This window comes from Rhizobium sp. 10N427, from assembly GCF_056394605.1.
Genome location: NZ_JBFTID010000005.1, coordinates 194,864 through 219,062, shown reverse-complemented (window position 1 = coordinate 219,062; position 24,199 = coordinate 194,864). Strand labels below are relative to the sequence as shown.

At 62.1% G+C, this 24,199-nt stretch carries 24 protein-coding genes and 2 tRNA genes; 14 read left to right on the top strand and 12 right to left on the bottom strand.

The window, feature by feature from the left end:
* Both AC1DIJ_RS13155 and AC1DIJ_RS13150 read right to left on the bottom strand, forming a co-directional pair.
* A complete protein-coding gene (locus tag AC1DIJ_RS13155; RefSeq protein ID WP_112386398.1) occupies positions 1 to 1,320 on the bottom strand; it encodes a hypothetical protein in 1,320 nt (439 codons plus the stop codon).
* A 108-nt stretch (positions 1,321 to 1,428) separates the two neighbouring features.
* Positions 1,429 to 1,875 (bottom strand): RrF2 family transcriptional regulator, encoded by a 447-nt coding sequence (locus AC1DIJ_RS13150; RefSeq protein ID WP_112386399.1) that lies wholly within the window; start codon positions 1,873 to 1,875, stop codon positions 1,429 to 1,431.
* A gap of 420 nt (positions 1,876 to 2,295) precedes the next feature.
* On the opposite strand from AC1DIJ_RS13150, the gene AC1DIJ_RS13145 reads away from it, so the two are divergent.
* The 3 genes from AC1DIJ_RS13145 to cysN all read left to right on the top strand — a co-directional run bounded on the left by AC1DIJ_RS13145 (position 2,296) and on the right by cysN (position 5,590).
* Positions 2,296 to 3,039 (top strand): phosphoadenylyl-sulfate reductase, encoded by a 744-nt coding sequence (locus AC1DIJ_RS13145; RefSeq protein WP_112386400.1) that lies wholly within the window; start codon positions 2,296 to 2,298, stop codon positions 3,037 to 3,039.
* Positions 3,040 to 3,153: 114 nt separating this feature from the next.
* Entirely contained in the window at positions 3,154 to 4,107 is a 954-nt protein-coding gene (cysD, locus tag AC1DIJ_RS13140; RefSeq protein WP_112386401.1) for a sulfate adenylyltransferase subunit CysD, read from the top strand.
* 1 nt (position 4,108) lies between these two features.
* Entirely contained in the window at positions 4,109 to 5,590 is a 1,482-nt protein-coding gene (gene cysN / locus AC1DIJ_RS13135; protein ID WP_112386402.1) for a sulfate adenylyltransferase subunit CysN, read from the top strand.
* A 32-nt stretch (positions 5,591 to 5,622) separates the two neighbouring features.
* On the opposite strand, the gene AC1DIJ_RS13130 is transcribed toward cysN, so the two are convergent.
* From AC1DIJ_RS13130 to AC1DIJ_RS13120, 3 genes are all read right to left on the bottom strand, one after another.
* Positions 5,623 to 6,657 carry a LacI family DNA-binding transcriptional regulator gene (locus AC1DIJ_RS13130; protein WP_112386403.1) on the bottom strand — a complete coding sequence of 345 codons (1,035 nt, stop codon included), beginning with the start codon at positions 6,655 to 6,657 and terminating at the stop codon, positions 5,623 to 5,625.
* Positions 6,658 to 6,900: 243 nt separating this feature from the next.
* The gene (locus AC1DIJ_RS13125; protein ID WP_112386404.1) at positions 6,901 to 7,143 is read right to left on the bottom strand and encodes a MerR family transcriptional regulator; all 243 of its coding nucleotides are present in this window, start codon (positions 7,141 to 7,143) and stop codon (positions 6,901 to 6,903) included.
* Positions 7,144 to 7,201: 58 nt separating this feature from the next.
* Positions 7,202 to 7,278 (bottom strand) — tRNA-Pro (locus AC1DIJ_RS13120).
* Positions 7,279 to 7,549: 271 nt separating this feature from the next.
* Between AC1DIJ_RS13120 and AC1DIJ_RS13115 the strand changes: the two genes are divergently transcribed.
* Positions 7,550 to 7,963, top strand: coding sequence for a hypothetical protein (locus tag AC1DIJ_RS13115; protein WP_112386511.1), 414 nt, complete (start codon positions 7,550 to 7,552; stop codon positions 7,961 to 7,963).
* 139 nt (positions 7,964 to 8,102) lie between these two features.
* On the opposite strand, the gene AC1DIJ_RS13110 is transcribed toward AC1DIJ_RS13115, so the two are convergent.
* Positions 8,103 to 8,177 (bottom strand) — tRNA-Gln (locus AC1DIJ_RS13110).
* Between the two features lie 161 nt (positions 8,178 to 8,338).
* On the opposite strand from AC1DIJ_RS13110, the gene AC1DIJ_RS13105 reads away from it, so the two are divergent.
* From AC1DIJ_RS13105 to AC1DIJ_RS13090, 4 genes are read left to right on the top strand one after another with little or no spacing between them, the layout of a single operon-like run.
* Positions 8,339 to 8,635 (top strand): cupin domain-containing protein, encoded by a 297-nt coding sequence (locus AC1DIJ_RS13105; protein WP_112386405.1) that lies wholly within the window; start codon positions 8,339 to 8,341, stop codon positions 8,633 to 8,635.
* 4 nt (positions 8,636 to 8,639) lie between these two features.
* Complete coding sequence (locus AC1DIJ_RS13100; protein WP_112386406.1) at positions 8,640 to 9,554, top strand: MBL fold metallo-hydrolase; 915 nt, start codon at positions 8,640 to 8,642, stop codon at positions 9,552 to 9,554.
* On the top strand, positions 9,554 to 10,012 hold the full coding sequence (locus tag AC1DIJ_RS13095; protein ID WP_112386512.1) for a thiol-disulfide oxidoreductase DCC family protein: 459 nt from the start codon (positions 9,554 to 9,556) through the stop codon (positions 10,010 to 10,012). The genes AC1DIJ_RS13100 and AC1DIJ_RS13095 overlap by 1 nt, the downstream gene beginning before the upstream one ends.
* Complete coding sequence (locus AC1DIJ_RS13090; protein WP_112386407.1) at positions 10,009 to 11,742, top strand: saccharopine dehydrogenase family protein; 1,734 nt, start codon at positions 10,009 to 10,011, stop codon at positions 11,740 to 11,742. Before AC1DIJ_RS13095 ends, AC1DIJ_RS13090 begins: the two co-directional genes overlap by 4 nt.
* Here the strand turns inward: AC1DIJ_RS13090 and AC1DIJ_RS13085 are convergent.
* Positions 11,694 to 12,602, bottom strand: a complete 909-nt coding sequence (locus AC1DIJ_RS13085) for a DUF1499 domain-containing protein (RefSeq protein ID WP_112386408.1) — start codon at positions 12,600 to 12,602, stop codon at positions 11,694 to 11,696. The two genes, AC1DIJ_RS13090 and AC1DIJ_RS13085, sit on opposite strands and share 49 nt — an antisense overlap.
* A gap of 257 nt (positions 12,603 to 12,859) precedes the next feature.
* On the opposite strand from AC1DIJ_RS13085, the gene AC1DIJ_RS13080 reads away from it, so the two are divergent.
* Together AC1DIJ_RS13080 and AC1DIJ_RS13075 are read left to right on the top strand one after the other, a co-directional pair.
* Positions 12,860 to 13,249, top strand: coding sequence for a hypothetical protein (locus tag AC1DIJ_RS13080; protein WP_112386409.1), 390 nt, complete (start codon positions 12,860 to 12,862; stop codon positions 13,247 to 13,249).
* Positions 13,250 to 13,348: 99 nt separating this feature from the next.
* A complete protein-coding gene (locus AC1DIJ_RS13075) occupies positions 13,349 to 13,612 on the top strand; it encodes a hypothetical protein (RefSeq protein ID WP_477831417.1) in 264 nt (87 codons plus the stop codon).
* On the opposite strand, the gene ppdK is transcribed toward AC1DIJ_RS13075, so the two are convergent.
* The 5 genes from ppdK to AC1DIJ_RS13050 form a co-directional block, all read right to left on the bottom strand.
* Positions 13,609 to 16,287: a pyruvate, phosphate dikinase gene (gene ppdK, locus AC1DIJ_RS13070; RefSeq protein WP_112386410.1), complete on the bottom strand. Its 2,679-nt coding sequence runs from the start codon at positions 16,285 to 16,287 to the stop codon at positions 13,609 to 13,611. The genes AC1DIJ_RS13075 and ppdK overlap by 4 nt on opposite strands.
* A gap of 414 nt (positions 16,288 to 16,701) precedes the next feature.
* Positions 16,702 to 20,163 (bottom strand): chromosome segregation SMC family protein, encoded by a 3,462-nt coding sequence (locus AC1DIJ_RS13065; RefSeq protein ID WP_112386411.1) that lies wholly within the window; start codon positions 20,161 to 20,163, stop codon positions 16,702 to 16,704.
* Between the two features lie 90 nt (positions 20,164 to 20,253).
* Positions 20,254 to 20,946: a DsbA family protein gene (locus AC1DIJ_RS13060; protein WP_112386412.1), complete on the bottom strand. Its 693-nt coding sequence runs from the start codon at positions 20,944 to 20,946 to the stop codon at positions 20,254 to 20,256.
* A gap of 128 nt (positions 20,947 to 21,074) precedes the next feature.
* Positions 21,075 to 21,248, bottom strand: a complete 174-nt coding sequence (locus AC1DIJ_RS13055) for a hypothetical protein (RefSeq protein WP_162705928.1) — start codon at positions 21,246 to 21,248, stop codon at positions 21,075 to 21,077.
* A 50-nt stretch (positions 21,249 to 21,298) separates the two neighbouring features.
* Positions 21,299 to 21,784, bottom strand: a complete 486-nt coding sequence (locus AC1DIJ_RS13050; protein WP_112386513.1) for a DUF721 domain-containing protein — start codon at positions 21,782 to 21,784, stop codon at positions 21,299 to 21,301.
* A 95-nt stretch (positions 21,785 to 21,879) separates the two neighbouring features.
* On the opposite strand from AC1DIJ_RS13050, the gene mutY reads away from it, so the two are divergent.
* Genes mutY through AC1DIJ_RS13030 form a run of 4 tightly spaced genes read left to right on the top strand, consistent with a single transcriptional unit; the run spans position 21,880 to position 24,196 of the window.
* Positions 21,880 to 22,971, top strand: coding sequence for an A/G-specific adenine glycosylase (gene mutY, locus AC1DIJ_RS13045; protein WP_112386413.1), 1,092 nt, complete (start codon positions 21,880 to 21,882; stop codon positions 22,969 to 22,971).
* Between the two features lie 3 nt (positions 22,972 to 22,974).
* Entirely contained in the window at positions 22,975 to 23,583 is a 609-nt protein-coding gene (locus AC1DIJ_RS13040; protein WP_112386414.1) for an HAD family hydrolase, read from the top strand.
* Positions 23,584 to 23,585: 2 nt separating this feature from the next.
* Positions 23,586 to 23,951, top strand: a complete 366-nt coding sequence (locus AC1DIJ_RS13035; protein ID WP_112386415.1) for a nuclear transport factor 2 family protein — start codon at positions 23,586 to 23,588, stop codon at positions 23,949 to 23,951.
* 17 nt (positions 23,952 to 23,968) lie between these two features.
* The gene (locus tag AC1DIJ_RS13030; RefSeq protein WP_112386416.1) at positions 23,969 to 24,196 is read left to right on the top strand and encodes a hypothetical protein; all 228 of its coding nucleotides are present in this window, start codon (positions 23,969 to 23,971) and stop codon (positions 24,194 to 24,196) included.
* Positions 24,197 to 24,199: the final 3 nt, after the last annotated feature.

The window sequence follows — 24,199 nt, the reverse complement described above, 5'->3', positions numbered from 1 at the left end:
TCACGGCCCTACCGCAGCGCCATCTTTGAAAGCTATTGTCCAGCTCGTGACATCGTCGGACGTTTTGCCCAGAGCAAACAAAGCCATAAGCGACGCACCATCAGCCTCAAGTAGCCTGTATTTTTGAAGATTCGGCAGTACCGTCTTTTCAACGACGGTCTTTAGCCCTTTCGCCTGAATATCAAGCCTTCCGTTGAATTTGTGGGTATCCGCAGCGAAACTGCCTGAGCCCTCGACTTCGACATTGTATTGTTTGCCGTCAATCGAAGCTGAAAAGCGGCTCAATTCTATCGGCGAGACGCCTGCGGTAGATTTTCCACCGAGAGACTGGGGAACAGGCTCAAACTTCAGCTGACCGTTGACCTTTGCATCGAAAGGGAGAAGCTGCCCAAGTGCGGAACTGAAATAACCGTTCAAACCGCGAAAATTGGATACAACGCCGTCGAGATCGAGTATTCCAGGCCGCTCACCATTACGGATGGTCCAGGATACTTCGTCGATGCCAAAGCGCAGATTCAGCTCTGGCTTGTTGACGATATTCTTTGATTTCAGTGTCAGTTCGTATTCGCTAGTGGGCGAAAAGAGTATGCCCTGACCGTCGCCCAGATTCTTCCGCAATGCATCGCGCAACGAATAGCCAGCGACAACGTCTTTCCGGACATCAGAAACATCACCCTTCAAACTCCAGTTAATCGACGTCGATCCGACAGTCTGCAGAGACAACACCCCGGATCGCCAGTTCTCCAAGCGCATATCGGAAAAGGCGAGGCCGCCATCGAGCCGTGCAACCGGCGCAGACGCATCCTTCAGTCGGCTCCACAGGTAGATCGTGGCAAAGGATCTGACATTGCTGTCACCGCCGATGCTGGTTGCGGAATTGACGTGGTCAAGTTCGACGGTGGCGCGGCTCTCGCCGGCCAGTTCGTAAGCAAGCTTCGCATTGAAGTTCTCTGCGCCAACTGTCGTCTTGACCTTGGCCTGGCTATCGGCCGAATGGTTGGCATAGCCGGCAGCGGCGATCGACGTTATCTCCCATCCGTCATTCTCCGGCTCGGCACGAAAATGTGCAACGGGTGGCATCAGATAGGCAAAGGCCTGTGCCCCGATCGCTTCCAAAAAAACATCTGTTGCAACAGTCAAGAATTTGACCGGTCCATCATCCTCAACAAGAAGAAAATCCTGGCTGCTTGCATCGATACCAAGGAATCGGGAAATCGAGTCCTTTATGGACTTCGGGCTACGTGCCGGAGCGTCGTCACTATTGGAGACTTCTTTTGCTGAAGATGCGGAGCCTAGCCATATCGATGTGATGATGACCAACAGAAATACAGAAGTTCGCCCCATGGGTATCCCGGCGCCGCTAATTGCTCGCCACTCTCATAGAGCGATTTTTACGGCGCAGCCAGAGGAGTCCGACACAGGTTAGGGCTAAGCCAGCATCCGCGTGACCACGGCGCCCTTGGCGGGCGCGACGGCGTCGGCGATCGTGGTCGAGAACAGCACCTTGCGGGTGGCGTCGGCGACCTTGGCGAAGACGTGGCGGATTTCGCAGTTTTGTTCGCCGTCGCAGTCGTCGCATTTGCGATAGGCGGTGATCGACAGGCAGGGGAGCGGCGCGATCGGGCCGTCGATGATGCGCAGGATCTCGCCGAAGGTGATCATGTCGGCGGGTTTCAGCAGCAGATAGCCGCCTGCCTTGCCGCGGCGGCTGGCGACGATGCCCTGGTGCTTGAGGTCGAGAAGGATCTGCTCGAGGAACTTTTTCGGGATTTTCTGCTGTGCAGCAATGTCCGAGATCATCACCGGTTCGCGGGCGTCGGCCTCGGCCAGCACCGTCAGCGCCCGGAGCGCATATTTTGCTTTCTGCGTAATCATTTTAGACCGTCACACACACCAGCGGCCCTTGAGCCCTGCCGCTTTTCAAGCTTTGCTTATCCCCTATGGCACAGCCAGCATGAACGGAATTTGAACGTGCCGGCAAAAGCCTTGAGATACAAGCATTTTGGCCCTGTTTTTGAACCTCGGCCAATGGGCGTAATTCTACGTCAAAATTGCGCCTTTCGCATGTTTTCGCGCATCACTTCAGATTTCGAATTGACAGGCGCCGTGTAACTCTACTAAATCACTAGAGATTGAGTTGCCTGACGGAGTTTTGACGCCGGGGCGGCTGCTTTTCTGCATTGCGGCAGCTTAGGAGAGATATTTGCTCCTGCTTATGCTGCTTTCGAAATCCCTTTTTCTGTCCGACCCATCCTGTTGCTGCGATACTCCGGCCAACTTGAGGACAGGATTGCCATGACTGTTATCCATACAATCGAAGAGGCCGAGGCGCTGAATGCGAAGCTCGCGTCTCTCGACCTTGCCGGAAGGCTGGCCTTTGTCGCCGGTCTCGGCGGCCGCGTGGTCTTCACGACCTCGCTCGGCATCGAGGACCAGGTGATCACCGCCGAAATCGGCAATCACCGCCTGCCGATCGACGTCGTGACGCTGCAGACCGGACGCCTCTTTCCGGAAACGCTTTCGCTGATCGACGAGACCGAAAGCCAGTACGACATCAAGATTTCCCGCTACGAGCCCGAACAGGCCGATATCGACGCCTATGCGGCGAAATACGGCCTGAACGGCTTTTACGAGAGCGTCGAAGCCAGGCATGCCTGTTGTGGCGTGCGCAAGCTGAAGCCGCTTGCGCGCGCACTCAATGGGGCAACCATCTGGATCACCGGCCTGCGCCGCGGCCAATCCAACAATCGCGCCGATACGCCCTTTGCCGAATATGACGCCGAGCGTCATCTCCTGAAGGTCAATCCGCTGGCCGATTGGGATATTGAGGTGATCAAGGCCTATGTCGCCGATAACAGCGTGCCGGTTAACCCGCTGCATGCCCGCGGCTATCCCTCGATCGGCTGCGAGCCCTGCACCCGCGCCATCAAGCCCGGCGAGCCCGAGCGCGCCGGCCGCTGGTGGTGGGAACAGGATGAGAAGCGCGAATGCGGCCTGCATGTTGCCGAAGAGGCATCGGCGATCCCGGCCCAACAATAACCTGCCGGTTTCCGGATCAGATGCGGCCACCGCCGCCAACCGGAAACCAGCTGTCACAAGATTTCATTGCGGCAACCTCCCGTCCGGCAATGAGTGAGAAGTCTGGAGTAACACATGCCCGATACCCGTCAGGATACGGAACTCAGCAATCCGCAGAGCAGCAAGCCGCCGCTCGATCCGCATCTGAAGGCACTGGAAAACGAAGCGATCCATATTTTCCGTGAGGTCGCCGCCGAGTTCGAACGCCCCGTCATGCTCTATTCGATCGGCAAGGACTCATCCGTCCTGCTGCATCTGGCGCGCAAGGCCTTCTATCCCGGCCGCGTCCCCTTCCCGCTGCTGCATGTCAACACCGGCTGGAAGTTTGCGGAGATGATCACCTTCCGCGACAAGATCGTGAAGGAATATGATCTCGACCTGATCGAGCACATCAATCCGCGCGGTGCGGCCGAAAACATCACGCCGTTCACTTATGGATCGGCCCGCTATACCGACATCATGAAGACGGAAGCGCTGCGCAATGCGCTCGACGCCGGCAAGTTCGACGCTGCCTTTGGCGGCGCGCGCCGCGACGAAGAAGCCAGCCGCGCCAAGGAACGCATCTATTCGTTCCGCACGCCCGACCACCGCTGGGACCCGCGCAACCAGCGCCCCGAGCTCTGGAACATCTATAATGGCCAGATCCGGCAGGGCGAAAGCGTTCGCGCCTTCCCGCTGTCGAACTGGACCGAAGTCGATATCTGGCGCTACATCCAGGCCGAGCAGATCCCGATCGTGCCGCTCTATTTCGCCGCCAGGCGCCCGTTCGTCGAGCGCGACGGCATGATGATCGATGCGACCGATCCGCGCCTCGAGCTTTTGCCCGGCGAAGTCAAGCAGGAGGATTCGATCCGTTTCCGCACGCTCGGCTGCTTCCCGCTGACGGGCGCGATCCGCTCGACGGCAACCACCCTTGAAGACATCATCGCGGAGCTGGAGATCGCCACGGTTTCCGAACGCCAGGGCCGCGCCATCGACCGGGATCAATCCGGCTCCATGGAAAAGAAGAAGCGTGAAGGATATTTCTGAGATGACCGCAGCAAACCTCGCCAACGCCGTCGCCCCTGCAGCCGAGCCGGTGGCAGCCGTGCGCGATACGCGGCCGTTGCGCCTCATCACCTGCGGCTCTGTCGATGACGGAAAGTCGACGCTGATCGGCCGTCTGCTTTGGGACACCAAGGCAGTCAAGGAAGACCAGGCGGCAACGCTGCAGCGCGATTCCACCGGCAAGCAGAACGATCTCGGCCTGCCTGATTTCGCATTGCTGCTCGACGGCCTGCAGGCCGAGCGCGAACAGGGCATCACCATCGATGTCGCCTATCGCTATTTCTCGACCGACAAGCGCTCCTTCATCGTTGCCGATACGCCCGGCCACGAGCAGTATACCCGCAACATGGCAACCGGCGCCTCGACCGCCGATCTGGCCGTTCTGCTGGTCGATGCCCGCGCCGGCATCCTCGAACAGACCCGCCGCCACGCGACGATCGCCTCGCTGATGGGCATCAAACAGTTCGTGCTTGCGATCAACAAGATCGACCTGACGAATTACGACCGCGCCGGTTTCGACAAGATCGTCCACGAGTTCAAAGAATTCGCGCTATCGCTCGGCGTCAAGCAGATCACGGCCATCCCGATGTCGGCGCTGAAGGGCGAGAACGTCGTCTATTCCGGCCAGGCCGCAATGCCCTGGTATAACGGCCCGACGCTGGTCGAGACGCTGGAACTGGCAAGCGTCCGCTCCGGCCAGTCGACCGGCTTCCGCTTCTCGGTGCAGCGCGTCTCGCGCCCCGGCGAAAGCTTCCGCGGCTATCAGGGCACAGTTGCCGGCGGCTCGGTAAAGCCGGGTGACAGCGTCATGATCCTGCCGTCGGGCATGGTCGCCAATGTCTCCAAGATCGTTACCTTCGACCTGGTGCGCAATGCGGCCGTTGCAGGCGATGCGATCACGCTGGTGCTCGACCGCCAGGTGGACGTTGCCCGCGGCGACATGATCGTCTCGATCGATGCACAGCCGCAGACGGGTGTGAACTTCGACGCCCAGATCGTCGCACTGCAGCCCGAGGGGATCGAATCAGGCAAGCGCTACTGGCTGAAGAGCGGCAGCCGCCGCCAGCGCGTCCAGGTGCAGCCGATCGCCCAGCTGGAGCTGAAGAGCGGCGCTTGGGCTCCGGCCGAGCGACTCTACATGAATGCCATCGGCAAGGTGCGGCTGATCTTCGACGAAACCGCGATCTTCGATCCCTATGAGATGAACCGTGCATCGGGCTCGTTCATCCTGATCGATCCGGAGACCAACAACACGATCGCCGGCGGCATGGTCAGCGGCAAGCGCAGCGAAGTCAGCGGCCTGCATGGCAACGAGGCCCGCGTCATCCTCTCGCTGCCGGCCGATCTCGCCGAGCAAATCATGGCAAGCGAGCTCTTCGCCAGCCGCCGTGACGAGGCGCATGTGCAGCGGATGACGGCAGCGGAAGCCGCCGATCTCTGGAAGAACGCCGCAAGCGACATCTGAGACGAAAAAAGGGGCCGAAAGGCCCCTTTGCTTTACCGGGTCGAGCCGCGCTCGATGATCTGGAAGCCGAAGTCGATATGGGCTGTGCCGGGCTCCTCCTCACGGACCGCGTTCAGCAGCATATCGGCAACGCGATGGCCCATCTGATAGCGCGGAATGCTGACGGTCGTCAGCGCAGGCTCGCAGTGGATTGCGTAGTCGAGATCGTTGAAACCGCAGATGCCGATATCGTCGGGAACGCGCAGGCCGCGGGTCCAGCATTCAAGAAGCGCACCGACGGCAAGATCGTCGTTCTGGCAGAACACCGCATCCACATCGGGTGCAGCTTCCACCAGATTGCTGAAGAGTTCGCGTCCGGCGCCAATGCCGTTCATCCCGAGGCAGCTTGCAACGAGCGCCTCGTCAAAATGCCCGGCCTGGCGCATCACATCCGCATAGCCTTCGAAACGGCGGCGCGGACGGGTATCGCGGCGGCATCCGACAAAGGCGATACGGCGGTAATTCTTCGACAGAAGCATGCGGGTGGCGGCGGCGCCGGCCTCGTAGTGATCGACAGCGGCCACCAGTCCCTCCGCCTTCTGGCTGACATCGACGATATGAGCAACCGGACAGGCGGCGGCGCTGAGCAACGGCGCCAGGGCATCGTAATATTCTGCACCGGCAACGATGATGCCCGCCGGTTTCTGCGCCAGGAAAGATTTCAGCTGGCTCACTTCCTGATCGGGATCATAGAGCGTATTGGCATATTGCACGCGCAGATCCGTCGCCCGCAGGCGATCCTCGATACCGGTCATGATGTCGGTAAAGGCGTGCTGATGGAGCGCAGGCGTAATGACGCCGACGACGCCGCTGTGGCGGCTGGCAAGCGCGCGGGCGGCCAGGTTGGGCACGTAGCCCATTTCATCGACGGTGCGCAGGATAAGCTGGCGCAAATCTTCGGAAACGATTTCGGGATTGCGGAGTGCCCGGGAAATGGTGATAGGGCTGACCCCCACCTTCTTGGCAACGTCACTCAATCTCACATGCGCAAAGCGCTTACTGTCCCTACCAGGCACTGCATTCCCCATTCCGGCATTACACGCTGCGAACCTGCCTCCCCTTCGACTCGCCATACCTTTGTGAAGAGAAATTAAATTAGAGTCCACTAACCCTTCTCCGTTTTGCGACGAAAGGTGTAGCAAAACCGGGCAGGCGGAATTCGCGCTGAAATGCTTCTACGCGGGATATCCTATGCCGGATCACCGCAGGCGGAAATTGACTGCAAAATAGCCTTTTGTCATCCGGCACTTCGAGGGAATGAGCGCGGTGCGCTATTCCATGACGACCAGCAGCTCGCCGCTATCGACGACTTCGAACATCGAGCTGTCGATGAGACGCACCGCAGCGCCCTCGCCCGTGCACCAGAAGCGGGCGCCGGGATAGCGGCGTATACCGGCGGCGGTTTTCGTGACGATCAGATGGCGGCGCTCGTAAAGCCTGACCGGCAGACCATTGCTGTCGATGCAGGCGCGCTCGCCCAGCGTCTCGACCGATGTCTTGCCATCCATTTTCATCGTGTATGCACCTGCGATACCGCAAAAGAAAAAACCCCGCCGGAGCGGGGTTTTCGGCTGGTCGGAGTGGCAAGATTCGAACTTGCGACCCCCACGTCCCGAACGTGGTGCGCTACCAGACTGCGCTACACTCCGTGACCAGCGGCGCCTCTATAGAACGGCGCCTGTTATTGCGCAAGCGCCAAATTTCAAAAAACTGACGCATTCAGCAGCACCTTGCGCGGCGCCCGCAAGGCCTTGCGAACCTGCAACAAAAAGACACACCTGCAGCAAATTTCGCAAACGCGAAGGCGGGGCAATTTTCTTTTGCCGGGTTCCGCGCTAAAGCGCTTTCCGGGACAAGCGGAAACCGCTCCATTGCAGCGATTCCCGCCGTCGAATGCGCGACAATTCAGGGACGATACATATGAAACTCCGCACCTTTGCCGCGGCCGGGCTTGCCATTGCGCTTGCCGGCTGCACGACCATTCCTTCTGCCGGCGATCCCGTTTCCGCACGCTGGAACGGCCAGTCGGCCGGCAAGTTCTTTGCCGCCTACGGCCCGCCGCTCAGCGACGCCGAAAATGGCTCCTCCGTCGTCTACACCTGGAAGGGCGGCTACAAGACCGTGCGCGTTCCGGCGAAATATGCCGAAGGCGAAAACGGCAAGCGCGGCAAGCAGACGGCCCCTGCCCGCACGCTCTACCTGCGCTGCCAGGCCGAAATCACCACCAATTCCGACTACACGATCCGCAACATCCGCACGGTCAACGATATCCCGGGCGAAAGCGGCAAGTCCTATTGCGCCGAGTTCCTGGCCCCGGCCCAGCCGGCCGGCTGATCGGAATCAGTGTTCGAGACTTATGGCAGGCGGTCGAGAGACCGCCTGTTTTCGTTTGCGGATATGTGTCGCGCGGAAAAGCCGATCGACGCGGATGAACGCGGTTCTGGAATGCTATGCAAAGACGCTGAAGAGATAGTGGCTGGGGCGCCAGGATTCGAACCTGGGAATGCCGGTACCAAAAACCGGTGCCTTACCGCTTGGCGACGCCCCACCAGGCATTGAGCGGAAACCGCTGTGCCGAAGCGAGGCCTGATTAGCAAAGGTGCCGCCTCGTCACAATCACTAAGTTCGGCGCAGCCGCATATTTCTGTGCGATGCGGCGGGAGGCATGATAGGTCTTTGATCAGACGAGAACGCCTTTCTGGAGTAGTGATGAGCCAGTACCGTGCCCGCCCGCCTGCCCTCGCAACGCTGCTGCTCGATGACGCCGTGGTGCGGATCACCCGCTGGGATTTCGAGCCGGGCGCGGATACCGGCGTGCATACGCATGGTTACGGCTATGTCGTAGTGCCGATGACCGATTGCCGGTTTCTGATCGAGGAAGGGGCCGAGAGCCGCCGCGTCGATATTGCCAAGGGTGCGGCCTACCGGCGCGAAGCGGGTACCGAACACAACGTCGTCAATGCTGGCGACGAGCCGATGTCCTTCATCGAGATCGAATACAAATAAGCCAATGCCGAGCCCGCGTTTCGACCTGACATTCGTGCCCTCCCATGGCGTGCCGGTGACGGTGGCGCCCGGCATCCAGCGGCTGACGGTGAACAATCCGAGCCCCTTCACATTTCACGGCACCAACAGCTATATCGTCGGCACCGGATCCTCTGTTGCGGTCATCGATCCGGGGCCCGAGGGCGATGCGCATTTCGAGGCACTGATGGCAGCCCTTTCCGGGCGCTGCGTCTCGCATATCCTGATCACCCATACACATCGCGACCACTCGCCGCTTGCCGCCCGGCTGAAAGCCGCAACCGGGGCACTGACGGCGGGCGAAGGCCCGCACCGTGCCTCGCGGCCGCTGCATGCCGGCGAGATCAATCCCTTTGCCGAGAGCTCGGATACCGGCTTCGTGCCCGATATCACGCTTTCGGATGGCGACGTGATCGAAGGCGAAGGATTTGCACTCCGCGCCTTGCTGACGCCCGGGCATGCCGCGAACCATGCGGCCTTCGCGCTCGAGGGCACGGAGATCCTGTTTTCAGGCGACCATGTCATGGCATGGGCGACGTCGATCGTTGCGCCGCCCGACGGCTCGATGCATGAGTACATGGCGTCGCTCGACAAGCTGATTGCAAGGCGCGACCATCTGCTGCTGCCCGGCCATGGCGGGCCGGTGAAGCATCCGCTGACATTCCTGCGCGCGCTGAAAACGCACCGGCGAATGCGGGAGCGGGCGATCCTGGAACGCATCAAGGGCGGCGACCGGCTTATCCCCGACATGGTCAAGGCGATCTATCGCGATACCGATCCGCGGCTGCATGGAGCGGCCGGCCTTTCGGTGCTGGCGCATATCGAGGATCTGGTGGAGCGCGGCAAGGTGAAGACCCACGGACCACCGGCACTGATGGGCGAATATTGGGCGGCGGAATGATGGCAAACGGGCAGGCAGCCTACAGCTACCGGATGGATGACAGCGTTCCGGCCTTTGCCGATGACGCGCCCGTCATCGTCTTTGACGGCGAATGCATCTTCTGTTCCGGCTGGGTGAAATTCGCACTGAAACATGACAGAACCGGGCGCTACCGTTTCCTGACCGCGCAATCGCCGCTCGGCGAGGCGCTTTACCGGCATTATGGGCTTGATGACCGCGACTACGAGACCAACATCTTCATCGACGGCGGACGCGCCTATTTCAAGTCCGAGGGATCAATCCGGATGATTGCTGGGCTTGGCTTCCCATGGTCCCTCGTCTCTCTGCTGCGCATACTGCCGCGTCCGCTTGCCGACCGGCTCTACGAATTCATCGCTCGCAACCGGCTGCGGATCGCAGGCCGCAGCGACAGTTGCTTTGTGCCGACGTCTGAGGTCAGGAGCCGCTTTCTCGGATGAGTACAAGCGGGCTTCGCGTGCTGATCATCGGCGGCTACGGCGCGTTCGGCAGCCGGCTGGCACGCTTGCTGGCCGGCGATCCGCGCTTCCATCTGCTTGTCGGCGGGCGGTCGGCGGAGAAGGCCGAGACATTTGCCGCCGGGATCGAGCGAGGCGCAGAGGGCGTGGTCTTCGACCGCGATGGCGATGTGCAGGCCCAGCTTGCGTTGCTAAGGCCCGCGGTCGTCGCCGATCTCTCAGGTCCGTTTCAGGAGATGGGTGAGGATCGCTATCGGGTCGCCCGCGCGGCGATAGCGCTCGGGATCGACTACATCGACGTTTCAGACAGCCGCGATTTTGTCAGCGGCATCGACGCGCTCGACGGCGAGGCCAAGGCGCGCGGCGTCTTCGTGCTTTCCGGGCTCAGCAGCTTTCCGGCGCTCTCCTTTGCGGCCGCCGAAATGCTCGCGATCGAATTCGCCGAGGTCCACAAGGTCAGCAGCGGAATTGCCCCCTCGCCACGCGCCGCGATCGGGCTCAACGTCATCAGGGCGATCGCCAGCTATGCCGGAAAGCCGGTCAAGGTCACGCGGGGCGGCATCCCGGCAGAGAGTACGGGGCTTGCCGGAGGACCAGGCATGGTGATCGCGCCGCCCGGCTGCGTTCCGCTCCGCTGGCGCCGCTTTCTGCTGGCCGATACGCCAGATCTTTCACTGCTACCGCAGCGGTTTCGCCATTTGCGGGAGGCCTTTACCGGGGCTGGTACGGAGCCGCAATGGCTGCAATCACTCCTGACATTTGCCGCCCGCCTCGTTCGCTACCGGCTGCTGCCGTCGCTTGCGCCACTTGCGCCGCTGATCCATGCCGCGAGCCGCAGCCTTGCATCCGGCGAAGCCCGCGGCGGCATGTTCGTGCGCTTGGAAGGATTGGGACACGACAGGCAAGCGCTTGCCGCCACCTGGCATCTGGTTGCCGAAGGGGATGATGGTCCCTTCATTCCGGCGATGGGTGCAGCCGTGTTGTTGCGCGCGCTTGCAGACGGGAAGCGGCCGGGCAGCGGGGCGCGGGCGGCGATAGCGGAGCTTCCGCTTGGCGCCTTCGAGGATGGGTTTCGGCCCCTGGCGATCCACACAGGCATCCGGCGGCAGCGTTCTGGCGATCGGCGCCTTTCGCTCTATCAGCGGGTGTTGGGCGATGAAGCATGGGGGATGCTGCCGCCGGCGGTGGCGGCGATGCATGCGTTAAACGATGGTGAGCTGCGTGTTTGCGGCCAGGCGCGAGTGGAGCGCGGGAGCGGCCTGCTTGCCGGCCTCGTCGCGGCAATCATCGGCTTTCCGCGTGCCGCTGACGATATCCCTGTCAGCGTGACGTTCAAGGCAGAGCACGGGCGGGAGACGTGGACGCGGAACTTCGACGGCCGACGTTTCCGCAGCCGTCAATCGGAAGCGTCGGGACGACACGCGCATCTGCTGGTGGAGGATTTCGGGCCGGTCCGTGTGTTTATCGCGCTGGTGCCCGAGGGCGAGCGGCTGCGGCTCCTCATCCGCGGTTGGCGGATTTTCGGTCTGCCGCTACCGCTGTTTCTGGCGCCCGACGGCAATACATTCGAAGAGCAGCGTGACGGGCGCTTCCATTTCCACGTCGAGATCGGCGGGCGGCTGACGGGTTTGATCGTCCGCTATACCGGCTGGCTCGAGCCGGATCAGCCGGCGATGCCGAGCAGCTCGACATCGAGCGCTTCGAGAAACTGATCGGCGATCCCGGCGCTGAAACCGAGGTCGTTCTGGCCATAGCGCGAGGCAACGCGGATATCGACGAAGGTGGTTTCGGCTTCTTCGCGCAGGCGGATGACGATGTCGAAGCGCAGGCCGAGGATCAGCGTGCGGCGTTCGCCCTGCAGCGTCACGCCATTGGCGCCGCGGATCAGTTTGGCGACATCATCATCAAAGGGGCGCGGCGTCGGCACGGGCACCTGGTCCGGGGCCTCGGCAACGGCATCGCCATTCGGCTGTGGCGGCTTGGCCGGGGCATCTTCCAGATCGCGGGCCGGTTCGCTTTCACCCTTGCTCTTGGTGATGGTGATGCCGTTCTGGCGCGCGACCTTCTTCACCGCATCGAGAACGCGGTCGATGGCGCCCTCATAGCGGCGGCCGGTCAGTTCGGGATAGGCTTCCAGCTGCTTTTCGCGATCGGTACCGGCAATCTCCGTGCTGCGCTTCATCCAGATCTGGTCGGCATGCGGCGGAGACAGCCATTCCGGCGCCGAGACGAGATCGGTCGAGACGTCGTAGATGGCAGGCAGGGTGAAGTAGCGCTCGGCTGCCAGAGCGCCGAAAGCCAGCGGGGCCGCGGCGAAAATGATGGCCTTCATGGCATCGAGGCCGCCTTCGGCACCCGATATCCAGAGGCTTCTCAAGCCCGCGAAGGCCAGCAGGAAGGCGAGCAGCGCAAATCCCGTCGATACCAGAACGAGCAGCACCATATAGGGCGTCGCCAGCCCGCCGAAGCGGTGCGCCAGAAGCACGGCAGCCCAAAGCACCAGCGCAAACGCCCCGAAACGCCGCGCGAAGCGGGCCGAACTGGAAACGGGGCGGTCGAAACGGATGGCCATCAAACTTACCAGTTACAGGCGGGCACACGCCCGGCGCGGAGGCACGAAGCACCCGCATCTTGTTTATGGCAAGATTCGCCTAGATTTTGAAACTGTTGTCTCTTGCGGGAGGCCTCAATCCACCAAAAGGCGGAGATGGCCTGCATGAGCAATATCTGATATGCCGTAAAAAGGCCATTCTGGCGGGTTTTCCTGCCGATTGGGAGGTTGTGGGGCATGTTTCGTCAGCGAGGCATGCGCGTTTCAGGAGAAGAGCCATGCTTTCACCGGAAATGACAGAACGACATAAGGCGCCGGCGCTGGGTGCCGTCGATACATCCGAGCCTTTCCTGCCGATGGAGCTTCTGGAACTGGAGCTCTCGCTGGAAGGCTATACCGGCGGCGAGGCCGGCTTCTGCGAAGCGGTGCGGACGGCTGCCGGAAAGGCCGGCGGCGAATTCCTGTTCGATCTTCCGGCTGCCGGGCTGATCGACGATTGCCGCCGTATCGCGGTGCTGCGCGTTCCGACGTCCGGGTCGGACATGCGCGTGGTGCTTGCCGTTCTCGATCGCGACGGCATCGAGATCCGCATGCAGGCGCCGGACGACGAGACCGTGCATCTCGTGCGGTTCGCCGATGCCTTCATCGAGGTTCTGGAACGAATCTGATGTACCGCGCGTTTTCCGCTGCGGATTGATGTGGAGTTGACGCGGCCCGGCAAATCGCCTCATGTCCGCAGCACCGCTTCCCGCACCGGAGACTGTAACATGCGTTTTTCCGCCCTTCCCTTCACGCTCGCAGCGCTGGCGATCGGCCTTTCGGCCTGCCAGACGATGACGCCTGAAGAGCGGCGCGCCGCCGATGAGCGGCAGTGCCTGAGCTACGGCTTCAAACCCGGAACCAGCGCTTTTGCCACCTGCCTGCAGCGCATCGATCTCGACCGGCGTGCCGATGCCCGCGCCTTCCGTATCCAGGCCGACGAGAACTTCGACGACTTCATGGCCGGACCGCGTTACTACTATCGCCGCTAGTATCGGTCTTTAGCGCCGCCGCTAATGGCGGCCTGTGCGGCTGCCATCCGGGCGATCGGTACGCGGAAGGGCGAGCAGGAGACGTAGTCGAGACCGATCCGTTCGCAGAAATGGATCGAGGCGGGATCGCCGCCATGTTCGCCGCAGATGCCGAGCTTCATATCGTTGCGGGTGCGCCTGCCGCGCTCGGCGGCGATGCTGATCAGCTCGCCGACACCATCGAAATCCAGCGAGATGAAGGGGTCATGTTCGATGATGCCCTTGCGCTGATAGGTCGGGATGAAGGCCGAGGCGTCGTCGCGCGAGATGCCGAAGGTGGTCTGTGTCAGGTCGTTGGTGCCGAATGAGAAGAATTCGGCTGCTTCCGCAATCGTATGCGCCCGCAGAGCTGCGCGTGGCAGCTCGATCATCGTGCCGACCAGATAGTCGATCTTGATGTCCGCTTCCGCCATGACAGCCTTGGCGATCGTATCGATCCGCTCCTTGACGTAGTCGAGCTCCGAGCGGAGGCCGACGAGCGGCACCATGATTTCCGGGACGACGGCGGCGCCGGTTTCGTGGGCCGCAGCGATCGCCGCCTCGAAGATGGCGCGGGCCTGCATCTCGACGATTTCAGGATAGGAGATGGCCAGGCGGCAGCCGCGGTGGCCGAGCATCGGATTGAATTCGTGCAGCGCATCGACGCGCTGGCGAAGCGCCAGGGGCTCCATGCCCATGGCCGCCGCCACATCGGCGATTTCCTCATCCGTCTTCGGCAGGAATTCGTGCAGCGGCGGATCGAGCAGGCGGATGGTGACCGGCAGGCCGTGCATGACGTTGAACAGGCTGGTGAAATCCAGCCGCTGCATCGGCAGAAGCTTGTCGAGCGCCAGACGGCGGCCCTTCTCGTCTTCGGCGAGGATCATCTCGCGCATCACATGGATACGGTCGCCTTCGAAGAACATGTGCTCGGTACGGCAGAGCCCGATGCCTTCGGCGCCAAACGAGCGGGCCGCGCGGGCATCCGCCGGGGTGTCGGCATTGGTGCGCACGGTCATGCGGCGGACGCGATCGGCCCAGCCCATGATGCGGCCGAAATCGCCGGAGAGCTCCGGCTGGATCATCGGCACTTCGCCCTTCAGCACCTGGCCGGCCGAACCGTCGATGGTGATGATGTCGCCCTTCTTCAGCGTCACGCCGACGCCGATCAGGCGTTCGTTGCGCAGATCGATGCGCATGGTGCCGGCGCCGACGACGCAGGGGATGCCCATGCCGCGGGCGACGACAGCCGCGTGGCTGGTCATGCCGCCGCGCGTCGTCAGGATGCCTTCGGCGGCGTGCATGCCGTGGATGTCTTCGGGGCTGGTCTCGACGCGCAGCAGGATGACCTTGCGCCCCTCCTCCTCGGCTGCCACCGCCTCTTCGGCGGTGAAGACGATGGCCCCCGTCGCAGCCCCCGGCGATGCCGGCAGGCCGCTGCCGATCACCTGGCGCTGAACGCGCGGATCGATCGTCGGGTGCAGCAGCTGGTCGAGCGTCGAGGGCTCGATGCGCAGCACCGCTTCTTCCTCGGTGATCAGCTTTTCGTCTACCATATCGACGGCGATCCGCATGGCGGCGCGTGTCGAACGCTTGCCGGACCGCGTCTGCAGCATCCAGAGCTTGCCGCGCTCGATTGTGAACTCGATGTCCTGCATTTCGCGGTAATGGGCTTCGAGCTCGGAACAGATACGGGTGAGCTCGGCAAAAGCCTCCGGCATCAGTTTTTCGAGCGACGGACGCTCGGAGCCTGAGTTCAGGCGTCCATCCTCGGTGATGCTCTGCGGCGTGCGGATACCGGCGACGACATCCTCGCCCTGCGCATTGACCAGGAATTCGCCGTAGAAGGACTTTTCGCCGGTCGATGGATTGCGGGTGAAGGCGACTCCGGTCGCCGAGGCATTGCCGAGATTGCCGAAGACCATGGCCTGGATATTGATCGCCGTGCCCCAGACTTCGGGGATATTGTGCAGCATCCGGTAGGTGACGGCACGGGCGCTCATCCAACTGGCGAAGACAGCGCCGACAGCGCCCCAGAGCTGGACTTCCGGCTCCTGCGGGAAGGCTTCGCCAAGCTCTTCCTCGATCATGTCCTTGTAGAGCGAGACGACATGCTGCCAGTCGCCGGCCGAAAGCTCGGTATCGTATTCGTGGCCGAGCCGCGCCTTTTCGTCTTCGAGGATTTCCTCGAACACCTCGTTGTCGAGGCCCATGACGACATCGGCATACATCTGGATGAAGCGCCGGTAGCTATCCCAGGCAAAACGGGCGTCGCCGGCATCATGGCCGAGCGCCTGCACCGTCTCGTCGTTGAGACCAAGGTTGAGGACAGTGTCCATCATGCCCGGCATCGAGACGCGGGCGCCGGAGCGCACGGAGAGAAGCAACGGATGATCAGTGGCGCCGAAACGGCGGCCGGTGGCCTTTTCAATGCCTTCCACGCCGGCGCGGATCTGTGTCTTCAGGTCATCATCGAGCTTGCGGGAATTGTTGTAATATGTGGCGCAGGCATCGGCGACGATCGTTAGACCGGGCGGGACCGGCAGCCCCAGCGCGCACATTTCGGCAAGGTTGGCGCCCTTGCCGCCCAGCACGTCACGATCACGCGCACGGCCTTCCGCCTGCCCGTTTCCGAACGTATAGACCAGCTTGGACATATTTCCCCCGCCTCATTCTCCGGGACCACCTTAATCCCTTGGTCCGGAAATGAAAATCGACAAATACGACAAAATGTTGCACCGCACAATCAATGCAGCACATCAAACCGTTTGAATGTGGGGAACGCATAAAAAAAGCTTTGCGGGACTGCAACAACGGTCCCGCAAAGCCTTATTTCCGTCCAGCCAGGAAAACTGGACGGGGGGTCCACCTATGCCATCAAGCCCGGTTTTGCCCTCGTCCCGGAGTTGTCAGCATTATCCAACATGCGCGACAGAAATCGTTTTTCGGCGATCTCCTCATTCGCTAAGGACAACTTCTAATGCAAAAACAAGGGGAAAGCATCACCCAATTGGGTTAACGTATGAGCAAGACCCTAACTTTTTTGGGGTTTTCTCGAAACGCCTTTGTTTTCAAGCGGTTTCGCGCAGACGCTCAGCAGTCTGCAGGTCGACGGATACAAGCTGCGAGACACCCTGCTCGGCCATCGTTACACCAAAGAGGCGATTCATGCGGGCCATCGTGATCGGATTGTGAGTGATGATCACGAATCGAGTTTCGGTCGAAGCGGCCATTTCATCCATCAGGTTGCAATAGCGTTCGACGTTGTGATCGTCGAGCGGCGCGTCCACTTCGTCGAGCACACAGATCGGCGCCGGATTGGTGAGGAAGACCGCGAAGATCAGCGCCATCGCCGTCAGCGCCTGCTCGCCGCCGGAGAGCAGCGTCATGGTCTGCGGCTTCTTGCCGGGCGGGCGGGCGAGGATTTCGAGGCCAGCTTCCAGGGGGTCGTCGGATTCGATCAGCTGCAGCTCGGCGGTACCGCCGCCGAAGAGATGGGTGAAGAGCCGCTGGAACTGGGCGTTGACGATATCGAAGGCGGCAATGAGGCGCTCGCGGCCCTCGCGGTTGAGGCTCTGGATCGCTCCACGCAGCTTGCGGATCGCGTCGATGACGTCGTCGCGCTCCTTGATCAGCGCTTCCAGCTTGTCGCTGAGTTCTTTCTGCTCTTCCTCGGCGCGCAGGTTGACCGCGCCGAGGCGCTCGCGCTCGATCTTCAGCCGTTCCAGATCACGCTCGACTTCGCGTGGATCAGGGATCGACTGCATAGGCTGAAGGCCGGTCAGGCGGAAGGCTTCATGCGGCGCGACGTTCAGCGCCTCGCGAATGCGGCCCTCGCTTTCCTGCCGCTTTTCGCGGGCCGAGACGAGACGCTCTTCGGCGCGGCCGCGGCGCTCGCGGCTTTCGGCAAGTTCGGATAGCGCGGTGGCGGCCTTGTGGTCCGCGTCACGCTGGACGAGCTCGGCGGCGGCCAGAAGATCGGCGGCAGCGCGGCGGGCCTCGTCGGCCTTCCGCAGTTCGGTCAGCAGCGCGCGGCGCTTGTCGTCGAATTCATCCGGCGCCATTTCCAGCTCTGAGGCTTCTTCGCGTGCTTCCTCTTCGCGGTCGCGCAGCGTGGCAATATGGTCTTCGGCGCTTGACGCGCGCTGGCGCCAGGTTTCACGCTCCTGACCAATGGCGACGATGCGGCGCTGGCGGGCATCGTTTTCGCGGTTCAGGCTGTCGTGGCGGGCGCGCGCTTCGGCAGCGAGCCCCCGGTCGGTCGCGACTTCCATCTGCTGCAGGCGCAGGCGCTCGTCGATCGCCGTCAGATCCGGCGCATCCTCGAGCTCGATGCGGGCATTCTCTTCCTGGATAGCGATGTCTTCCTGCTGCGACTGCAGCTGGCTGACGGCCTCGGCCACCACGTCACGGCGGCGGACGAGATCACCGGAGGCCCGCTCGGCCGCGGCCAGCGCCTCGCGCGCTTCGGCCAGATGACGGGCGGACAGGCGGCTCATGTCGCGGGCGTCGTTCAGCCGGCGCTCCTCGCCGCGGATCGCTTCAGCGGCAACGGCAAGCTGTTCTTCGGCCTCGGCAAGCACATCGCGGGCGATCGAGACTTCGTTTTCGAGCTCCGCCAGGCGGTTTTTCTGAGCGAGCCGGAGTGCCGCAGCACTCGGGGCATCGGCACCGGTGACATGGCCATCCCAGCGGTAGACGGCGCCTTCGGGGGTCACAAGCCGCTGGCCGGGCTTCAAGTCGCGCACAAGACGATGGGCATCGGCCGCGGCGACGAGGCCGATCTGCTTCAGGCGGCGGGTAAGTGCCGATGGCGCCCGCACATGGTTCAACAGCGGGACAGCGCCTGACGGCAGTGCCGGATCGGCCAATCCGTCGCCATTCTCCGACCAGTGCGCCGGCGCCTTCGGATCGAGTGGGGATTCCAGATCGTCACCAAGCGCGGCGCCGAGCGCCGTTTCGAAGCCGCGATCGACCCGCAGCTCTTCGGCGACCGGCGGAAACTCGCCTGCGGCGGCACCGGCCGCCAGCATCCGCTGGATGGTGCGGGCCTCGGTTTCCAGGCCGTTCAGCTTAGAGCGCGCCTCATCGACAGGCGCGCGCGACAGGGCTTCCGTACGCCGGGCTTCGGCAAGCGCCTGCTCGACGGCCTGGATGCCTGCCTCGGCTTCGGCAAGGGCAATCTCGCCTGCCTCGACCATGGCGCGCTTCTCTTCCGGATCCGGCAGAGCCGAGACCTTCTCGGCGATCGCCGTCAGTTCGCGGTTCGCCTCGTCCATCTGGCGTTCCAGACGCATCTTGCGATCCGTGAGATCGCGGGTGGCGCGTTCCAGCTGATTGCGGCCGGCAGCGGCTTCAGCGCGCTCGGCGGTCACAGATGTGAAGATGCGTTCGCTGTCGGCAAGCTTGGCCGCCGCTTCCTCGAAGGCTTCCCGCAGCTCCTCTGCATGGCGGCCGGAATCGGCGAGGATATCGTTGATCTCGGCCTCTTCGGCATCGAGCCGGGCGAGGATTTCGGCATTGTCGGAGACCAGCCGCTCTTCGCGGCGGATGTCCTCGGCAAGCTGGGCCAGACGGCGGGTCAGCTCGTCGCGGCGGCGCAGGATGCGGTTGGCATCCTCTTCCAGCTGCGTCTTGGCGATCTGCAGGCGCTGCAGCGCGGCGGCGACCCGAGCTTCCCCTTCGCGCAGTTCCGGCAGTTTCAGGCTGGCGATCCCTTGAGTCTTCGCCGCCTCCATCTGCATCTGCGCCTTTTCGGCGACGACGACGGTGGCCTGGTTCAGCGCGCTGTCGGCCTCGGCTTCGGTCTCCTTGGCCTGCACCCAGCGAATATGCAGAAGCATGGCCTCGCGGGCACGAATATCGGCAGACAGCGTCTTGAAGCGGTTGGCCTGGCGAGCCTGACGCTTCAGGCTTTCGATCTGGCTTTCGAGCTGCGAGGTGACGTCGTCGAGACGCTCGAGATTGCCTTCGGCGGCGCGCAGGCGAAGCTCGGCCTCATGGCGGCGCGAATGCAGGCCTGAGATGCCGGCCGCTTCTTCGAGCAGCTGGCGGCGGGCCTGAGGCTTTGCTGAGATCAGCTCGCCGATACGGCCCTGCCCGACCATCGACGGTGACCGGGCGCCGGTGGAGGCATCGGCAAACAGCAGCTGCACGTCCTTGGCGCGGCTTTCCTTGCCGTTGATGCGGTAGACCGATCCCTGCTCACGCTCGATGCGGCGCGTCACCTGGATTTCGTCGCTGTCGTTGAAGGCGGCAGGCGCGGTACGATCGGCATTGTCGAGATAGAGCGCGACTTCAGCGGTGTTTCGCGCCGGGCGGTTGCCGGAGCCCGAGAAGATCACGTCATCCATGCCGGATGCACGCATGTTCTTGTAGGAATTCTCGCCCATCACCCAGCGGAGCGCTTCCACGAGATTGGACTTGCCGCAGCCATTCGGACCAACGACGCCGGTCAGCCCGCGCTCGATGATGAATTCAGCCGGTTCGACGAAGGATTTGAAGCCGACAAGGCGCAGCTTGTTGAACTTCATGCGGCCCTCTCCCCGACGGGGAAAAGAAGAGGCACAAAATAAAAGACGGGCAGCCCGAAAGGGCCGCCCGTCAAATCAAGAGGGTACGGTTCAGAGCAGGCTGTCGATAAGTGCCGACATGGAGTCAACCGTCATGTCCCCAGCGTAACGCTTGCCGTTGATCAGGAAAGTAGGCGTCGCGTTGACGCCGAACTCCTTGGAGCCCCTTTCCCGCGTAGCATTCACTTCATCCAGAAGCTTCTGGTTCGTCAAGCACTTCGTAAAGCTATCCTCACTAAATCCAGCAAGTTTGGACATCTGCAGAAGGGCTGCGCGGCGATCGTCGGCTGCGGCCCAGGTTTCCTGCTGCTTGAAGAGCATCGAGACCATCGGGAAATACTGTTCCGGCGTGCTGAGCTTCGTCGGATCGGAAGCGTTGCAGCGGGCCAGCATGAAGGCTGCGGCAGCGGCCGGATCGAACGGGAATTCGCGGATGATGAAGCGGACCTTGCCGGTCTCGACATACTTCTTCTTGATCTCGTCGAAGGTGGTGTTGTGGAAGTGGGCGCAGTGCGGGCAGGTCATCGACATGTATTCGACGATCTTAACCTTGGCATCTTCCGGACCGAGCGCCATTTCCGGCAGTTCGCCGTGCTTCAGCACCGCTTCCATGTCGACATCGCCTTCCGGCTGCGGAATTTCGACCGCCGCCTGCGCTGCCGTGGAGAGCGCCAAAGTCGCGCCTGCAGCGGCGACACCGCTCAGGAGCTGGCGTTTCGTCATTTGCATTTCAGAGATGTGCATGGATTCCCCATAAGCAAGAGTAGCGGCTGAATGTGCGATATAACGGCTAAAGGCCGCGAACAAGGCACGCTTCGCCAACTTTCTTCAAAGAATTGTGACCTTGCAAAGGCTAAGGGATGAATTGTTCTTCATCTGACCTGGTCAGAAGTGGAAATCCGCTTCGCGTGATGCTCCTCAATGCGATCGAAGACGGTTTCGGCGTCGATATCGATACCTGAGTCATTGATCGAGTCCCGGATGCTCCGGTGCATCGTTTCGTCCGATGCCTCACAATCACTATCAATCGCCTTGTCCTCACACATCGCCCGCTCCTCGCCTGAAACCCGATCCAGAGGTCGTCCAAATCGCAAACCTACCGCCGTTTCCCCAGCACCGCCGTACCCAGCCGCTTCACCGCCTCGCGCAGCTTGTCGCCCTCGATGCCTTCCAGCATGCCTTCGAGCTTGCGGGCCGCCTCGCCTTTCAGCGGCGGCGGGGTGCGGGAGCGTTTGCTGGCCTGCGAGACGGGTTTCTGGACGATGCGGATCTGGTGGACGGCGGAGAAGCCGAAGAAGCTGTTGATGCGCTGGATCAGTTCGCTCTGGGCGTGGGTGAGGAAGAGCGCGCGAGCACCCTCGCAGGCGATCGTCAAGACGCCGGGCTTGTAGGTGCCGTCCTCGCCGCCGCGGGCCCAGGCGATCTTTTCGGGCCGGGTGCAATCGGCAAAGTCCTCGCCGGCGATCTCGTCCCAGGAGCCGAGCAGCGCGGTGTTGATGCCGGCGCGCTTGGCGAGCACCGGATCGATCAGGCCGTTGGCCAGTTCGGAGATCTGCTTCTCACCTTTGCGTGGATAACTCATCGAAACCTTCTGATGCTGCCGCCAATCGGCAGGGCCGCCTTGATCCGCGGCAATGCTTCGCCAATTATAGGCCACTCCCCTGCCTCCGGTAAACGATGACTTCAAAGACATTGACCGCGCCTAGCGCAAAGCCCCTGCTCGAATGGTACGACCGCCACCATCGCGATCTGCCCTGGCGCATCTCGCCGCCGATGGCGGCGCGCGGCGTCAAGGCCAATCCCTATCGCATCTGGCTGTCCGAGGTCATGCTGCAGCAGACGACGGTGCAGGCGGTAAAGCCCTATTTCGCCAATTTCCTGGCGCGCTGGCCGACGGTCAACGATCTGGCGGCAGCGCCCAGCGACGACGTGATGGCGGCCTGGGCGGGGCTCGGCTATTACGCCCGCGCCCGCAATCTGAAGAAATGCGCCGAGGCCGTGGCCGCCGAACATGGCGGCATCTTTCCGGATAGCGAAGAGGGGCTGAAATCGCTGCCCGGGATCGGCGACTATACAGCGGCAGCCGTTGCCGCGATCGCCTTCAACCGGCAGGCGGCCGTGATGGACGGCAATGTCGAGCGGGTGATTTCCAGGCTCTATGCCATTTCGACGCCGCTGCCCACGGGCAAGCCGCTGATGAAGCAGAAGGTGGTGCTGCTGACGCCCGCCGACCGGCCGGGCGATTTCGCCCAGGCGATGATGGATCTCGGCGCCACGATCTGCACGCCGAAGCGTCCTGCCTGTTCGCTCTGTCCGTTCAACGGATCGTGCGAGGCATTGCGGCTGCACGATCCGGAGCTGTTTCCGGTGAAGGCTGCGAAGAAAGATAGGCCGGTGCGGCAGGGTGCGGCTTTCGTCGCGGTCACCGAAGAGGGCGAGATTCTGCTGCGGCGGCGGATCGAAAGCGGGCTGCTCGGCGGCATGACGGAGGTTCCGACAACGGGGTGGACGGCGCGGATCGACGGCGCGACGGGCACGGATGCCGCGCCCTTCCCTGCGGAATGGCAGCCCTGCGGCACCGTCATCCACGTCTTCACCCATTTCGAGCTCAGGCTGCAGATCTATCGAGTGGCGATCGCCGATCCCGTTGAAATCAATGACGGATGGTGGGAACCGGTTACAAATCTTGAAGCCCAGGCGCTGCCGACGATCATGAAAAAAGCGATCGCAGCGGCTATTCCTCTCGCGTTCAAATCAGTCAAGGAATGATAGATGCCCATCAATCATATTGTCTTCGATATCGGTAAAGTGCTGATCCACTACGATCCGAGCCTGCCCTACCAGCGGCTGATCCCCGATGCCGGAGAGCGCAAGTGGTTCTTCGACAATGTCTGCACCCATGACTGGAACATCGAGCAGGACCGCGGTCGCTCCTGGGAAGAAGCCGAGGCGCTGCTGATCGACGCGCATCCGGAGCGCGAAGAGCAGATCCGGCACTTCCGCAAATACTGGCACGAGATGGTGCCGCATGCCTATGACGACAGCGTCGTGGTGATGGAAGAGCTGATCGCCCGGGGCCATGACGTGACGATGCTGACGAATTTCGCGTCCGACACGTTTCGCGAGGCGCAGGTTCGCTATCCCTTCCTGACGAAGACGCGCGGCGTTACCGTCTCAGGCGATGTGAAGCTGATCAAGCCGGATGTGGCGATCTACGAGATGCATGCCGACAGCTTCGGCCTCGATCCGGCAACATCCATCTTCATCGACGACACCGTCGCCAATGTCGAAGGCGCGCAGAAAGCCGGCTGGCAGGCCGTGCATTTCACCGGTGCGGACAAGCTGCGCGCCGACCTCAGAACACATGGCGTGGAGATCTGATCATGGCATTCGATCCGGTTGAAGAGATCAAGCTTTTCCATGGCGCGATCAATGCGCTCGATTTCCAGACGATCGAGAACTATTTCGCCGATGACGCGACCTACGTCTCGAACGGCGTCGGCAGCCTTGCCGGGCGCGAGCAGATCATGACGGCGTTCCGCAAGTATTTCGACGATTACCCGGATCAGACGGCGATCGACATGCTGGTGGAAAAGGTGAGCCCGCGGGCCGGGCGCGCGGTCTGGTCGGTCCGGGCAACGCATAGCGGCACCGGCAAGCCGCTGATCCGCGAGGGCGAGGAAACCATCACCTTCAACGAGGATGGCCGCGTCACGCATGTGCAGGTAACCGATTATCAGGCATTCTGACCAGAAGGGCGGCAGCGATGCCGCCCTTTGCGCAACAATTTCTGCAAATCGCACAACCAGCTGAAAGACTTCAGGAACATTCTTCTTTTCCGGTTGTTTTGATCTCAGCCGCTTCACTTGCGGCAGGCATCAATCAGCAGCCCGGCAGAGCCGGCAGGAGGAATAGGATGGGTAGAGGTATTTTGCTTTGGTTTCTCGGGGTTCCGATTCCGCTGATCCTGATCATCCTTCTGTTCTGGCACTAGGAG

Excerpts from the sequence above, each read along its gene's own strand:
- AC1DIJ_RS13150 (WP_112386399.1), bottom strand. The coding sequence starts at position 1,875 with ATGATTACGCAGAAAGCAAAATATGCGCTCCGGGCGCTGACGGTGCTG.
- AC1DIJ_RS13145 (WP_112386400.1), top strand. The coding sequence starts at position 2,296 with ATGACTGTTATCCATACAATCGAAGAGGCCGAGGCGCTGAATGCGAAG.
- cysD (WP_112386401.1), top strand. The coding sequence starts at position 3,154 with ATGCCCGATACCCGTCAGGATACGGAACTCAGCAATCCGCAGAGCAGC.
- cysN (WP_112386402.1), top strand. The coding sequence starts at position 4,109 with ATGACCGCAGCAAACCTCGCCAACGCCGTCGCCCCTGCAGCCGAGCCG.
- AC1DIJ_RS13130 (WP_112386403.1), bottom strand. The coding sequence starts at position 6,657 with ATGGGGAATGCAGTGCCTGGTAGGGACAGTAAGCGCTTTGCGCATGTG.
- AC1DIJ_RS13125 (WP_112386404.1), bottom strand. The coding sequence starts at position 7,143 with ATGAAAATGGATGGCAAGACATCGGTCGAGACGCTGGGCGAGCGCGCC.
- AC1DIJ_RS13115 (WP_112386511.1), top strand. The coding sequence starts at position 7,550 with ATGAAACTCCGCACCTTTGCCGCGGCCGGGCTTGCCATTGCGCTTGCC.
- AC1DIJ_RS13105 (WP_112386405.1), top strand. The coding sequence starts at position 8,339 with ATGAGCCAGTACCGTGCCCGCCCGCCTGCCCTCGCAACGCTGCTGCTC.
- AC1DIJ_RS13100 (WP_112386406.1), top strand. The coding sequence starts at position 8,640 with ATGCCGAGCCCGCGTTTCGACCTGACATTCGTGCCCTCCCATGGCGTG.
- AC1DIJ_RS13095 (WP_112386512.1), top strand. The coding sequence starts at position 9,554 with ATGGCAAACGGGCAGGCAGCCTACAGCTACCGGATGGATGACAGCGTT.
- AC1DIJ_RS13090 (WP_112386407.1), top strand. The coding sequence starts at position 10,009 with ATGAGTACAAGCGGGCTTCGCGTGCTGATCATCGGCGGCTACGGCGCG.
- AC1DIJ_RS13085 (WP_112386408.1), bottom strand. The coding sequence starts at position 12,602 with ATGGCCATCCGTTTCGACCGCCCCGTTTCCAGTTCGGCCCGCTTCGCG.
- AC1DIJ_RS13080 (WP_112386409.1), top strand. The coding sequence starts at position 12,860 with ATGCTTTCACCGGAAATGACAGAACGACATAAGGCGCCGGCGCTGGGT.
- AC1DIJ_RS13075 (WP_477831417.1), top strand. The coding sequence starts at position 13,349 with ATGCGTTTTTCCGCCCTTCCCTTCACGCTCGCAGCGCTGGCGATCGGC.
- ppdK (WP_112386410.1), bottom strand. The coding sequence starts at position 16,287 with ATGTCCAAGCTGGTCTATACGTTCGGAAACGGGCAGGCGGAAGGCCGT.
- AC1DIJ_RS13065 (WP_112386411.1), bottom strand. The coding sequence starts at position 20,163 with ATGAAGTTCAACAAGCTGCGCCTTGTCGGCTTCAAATCCTTCGTCGAA.
- AC1DIJ_RS13060 (WP_112386412.1), bottom strand. The coding sequence starts at position 20,946 with ATGCACATCTCTGAAATGCAAATGACGAAACGCCAGCTCCTGAGCGGT.
- AC1DIJ_RS13055 (WP_162705928.1), bottom strand. The coding sequence starts at position 21,248 with ATGTGTGAGGACAAGGCGATTGATAGTGATTGTGAGGCATCGGACGAA.
- AC1DIJ_RS13050 (WP_112386513.1), bottom strand. The coding sequence starts at position 21,784 with ATGAGTTATCCACGCAAAGGTGAGAAGCAGATCTCCGAACTGGCCAAC.
- mutY (WP_112386413.1), top strand. The coding sequence starts at position 21,880 with ATGACTTCAAAGACATTGACCGCGCCTAGCGCAAAGCCCCTGCTCGAA.
- AC1DIJ_RS13040 (WP_112386414.1), top strand. The coding sequence starts at position 22,975 with ATGCCCATCAATCATATTGTCTTCGATATCGGTAAAGTGCTGATCCAC.
- AC1DIJ_RS13035 (WP_112386415.1), top strand. The coding sequence starts at position 23,586 with ATGGCATTCGATCCGGTTGAAGAGATCAAGCTTTTCCATGGCGCGATC.
- AC1DIJ_RS13030 (WP_112386416.1), top strand. The coding sequence starts at position 23,969 with ATGCCGCCCTTTGCGCAACAATTTCTGCAAATCGCACAACCAGCTGAA.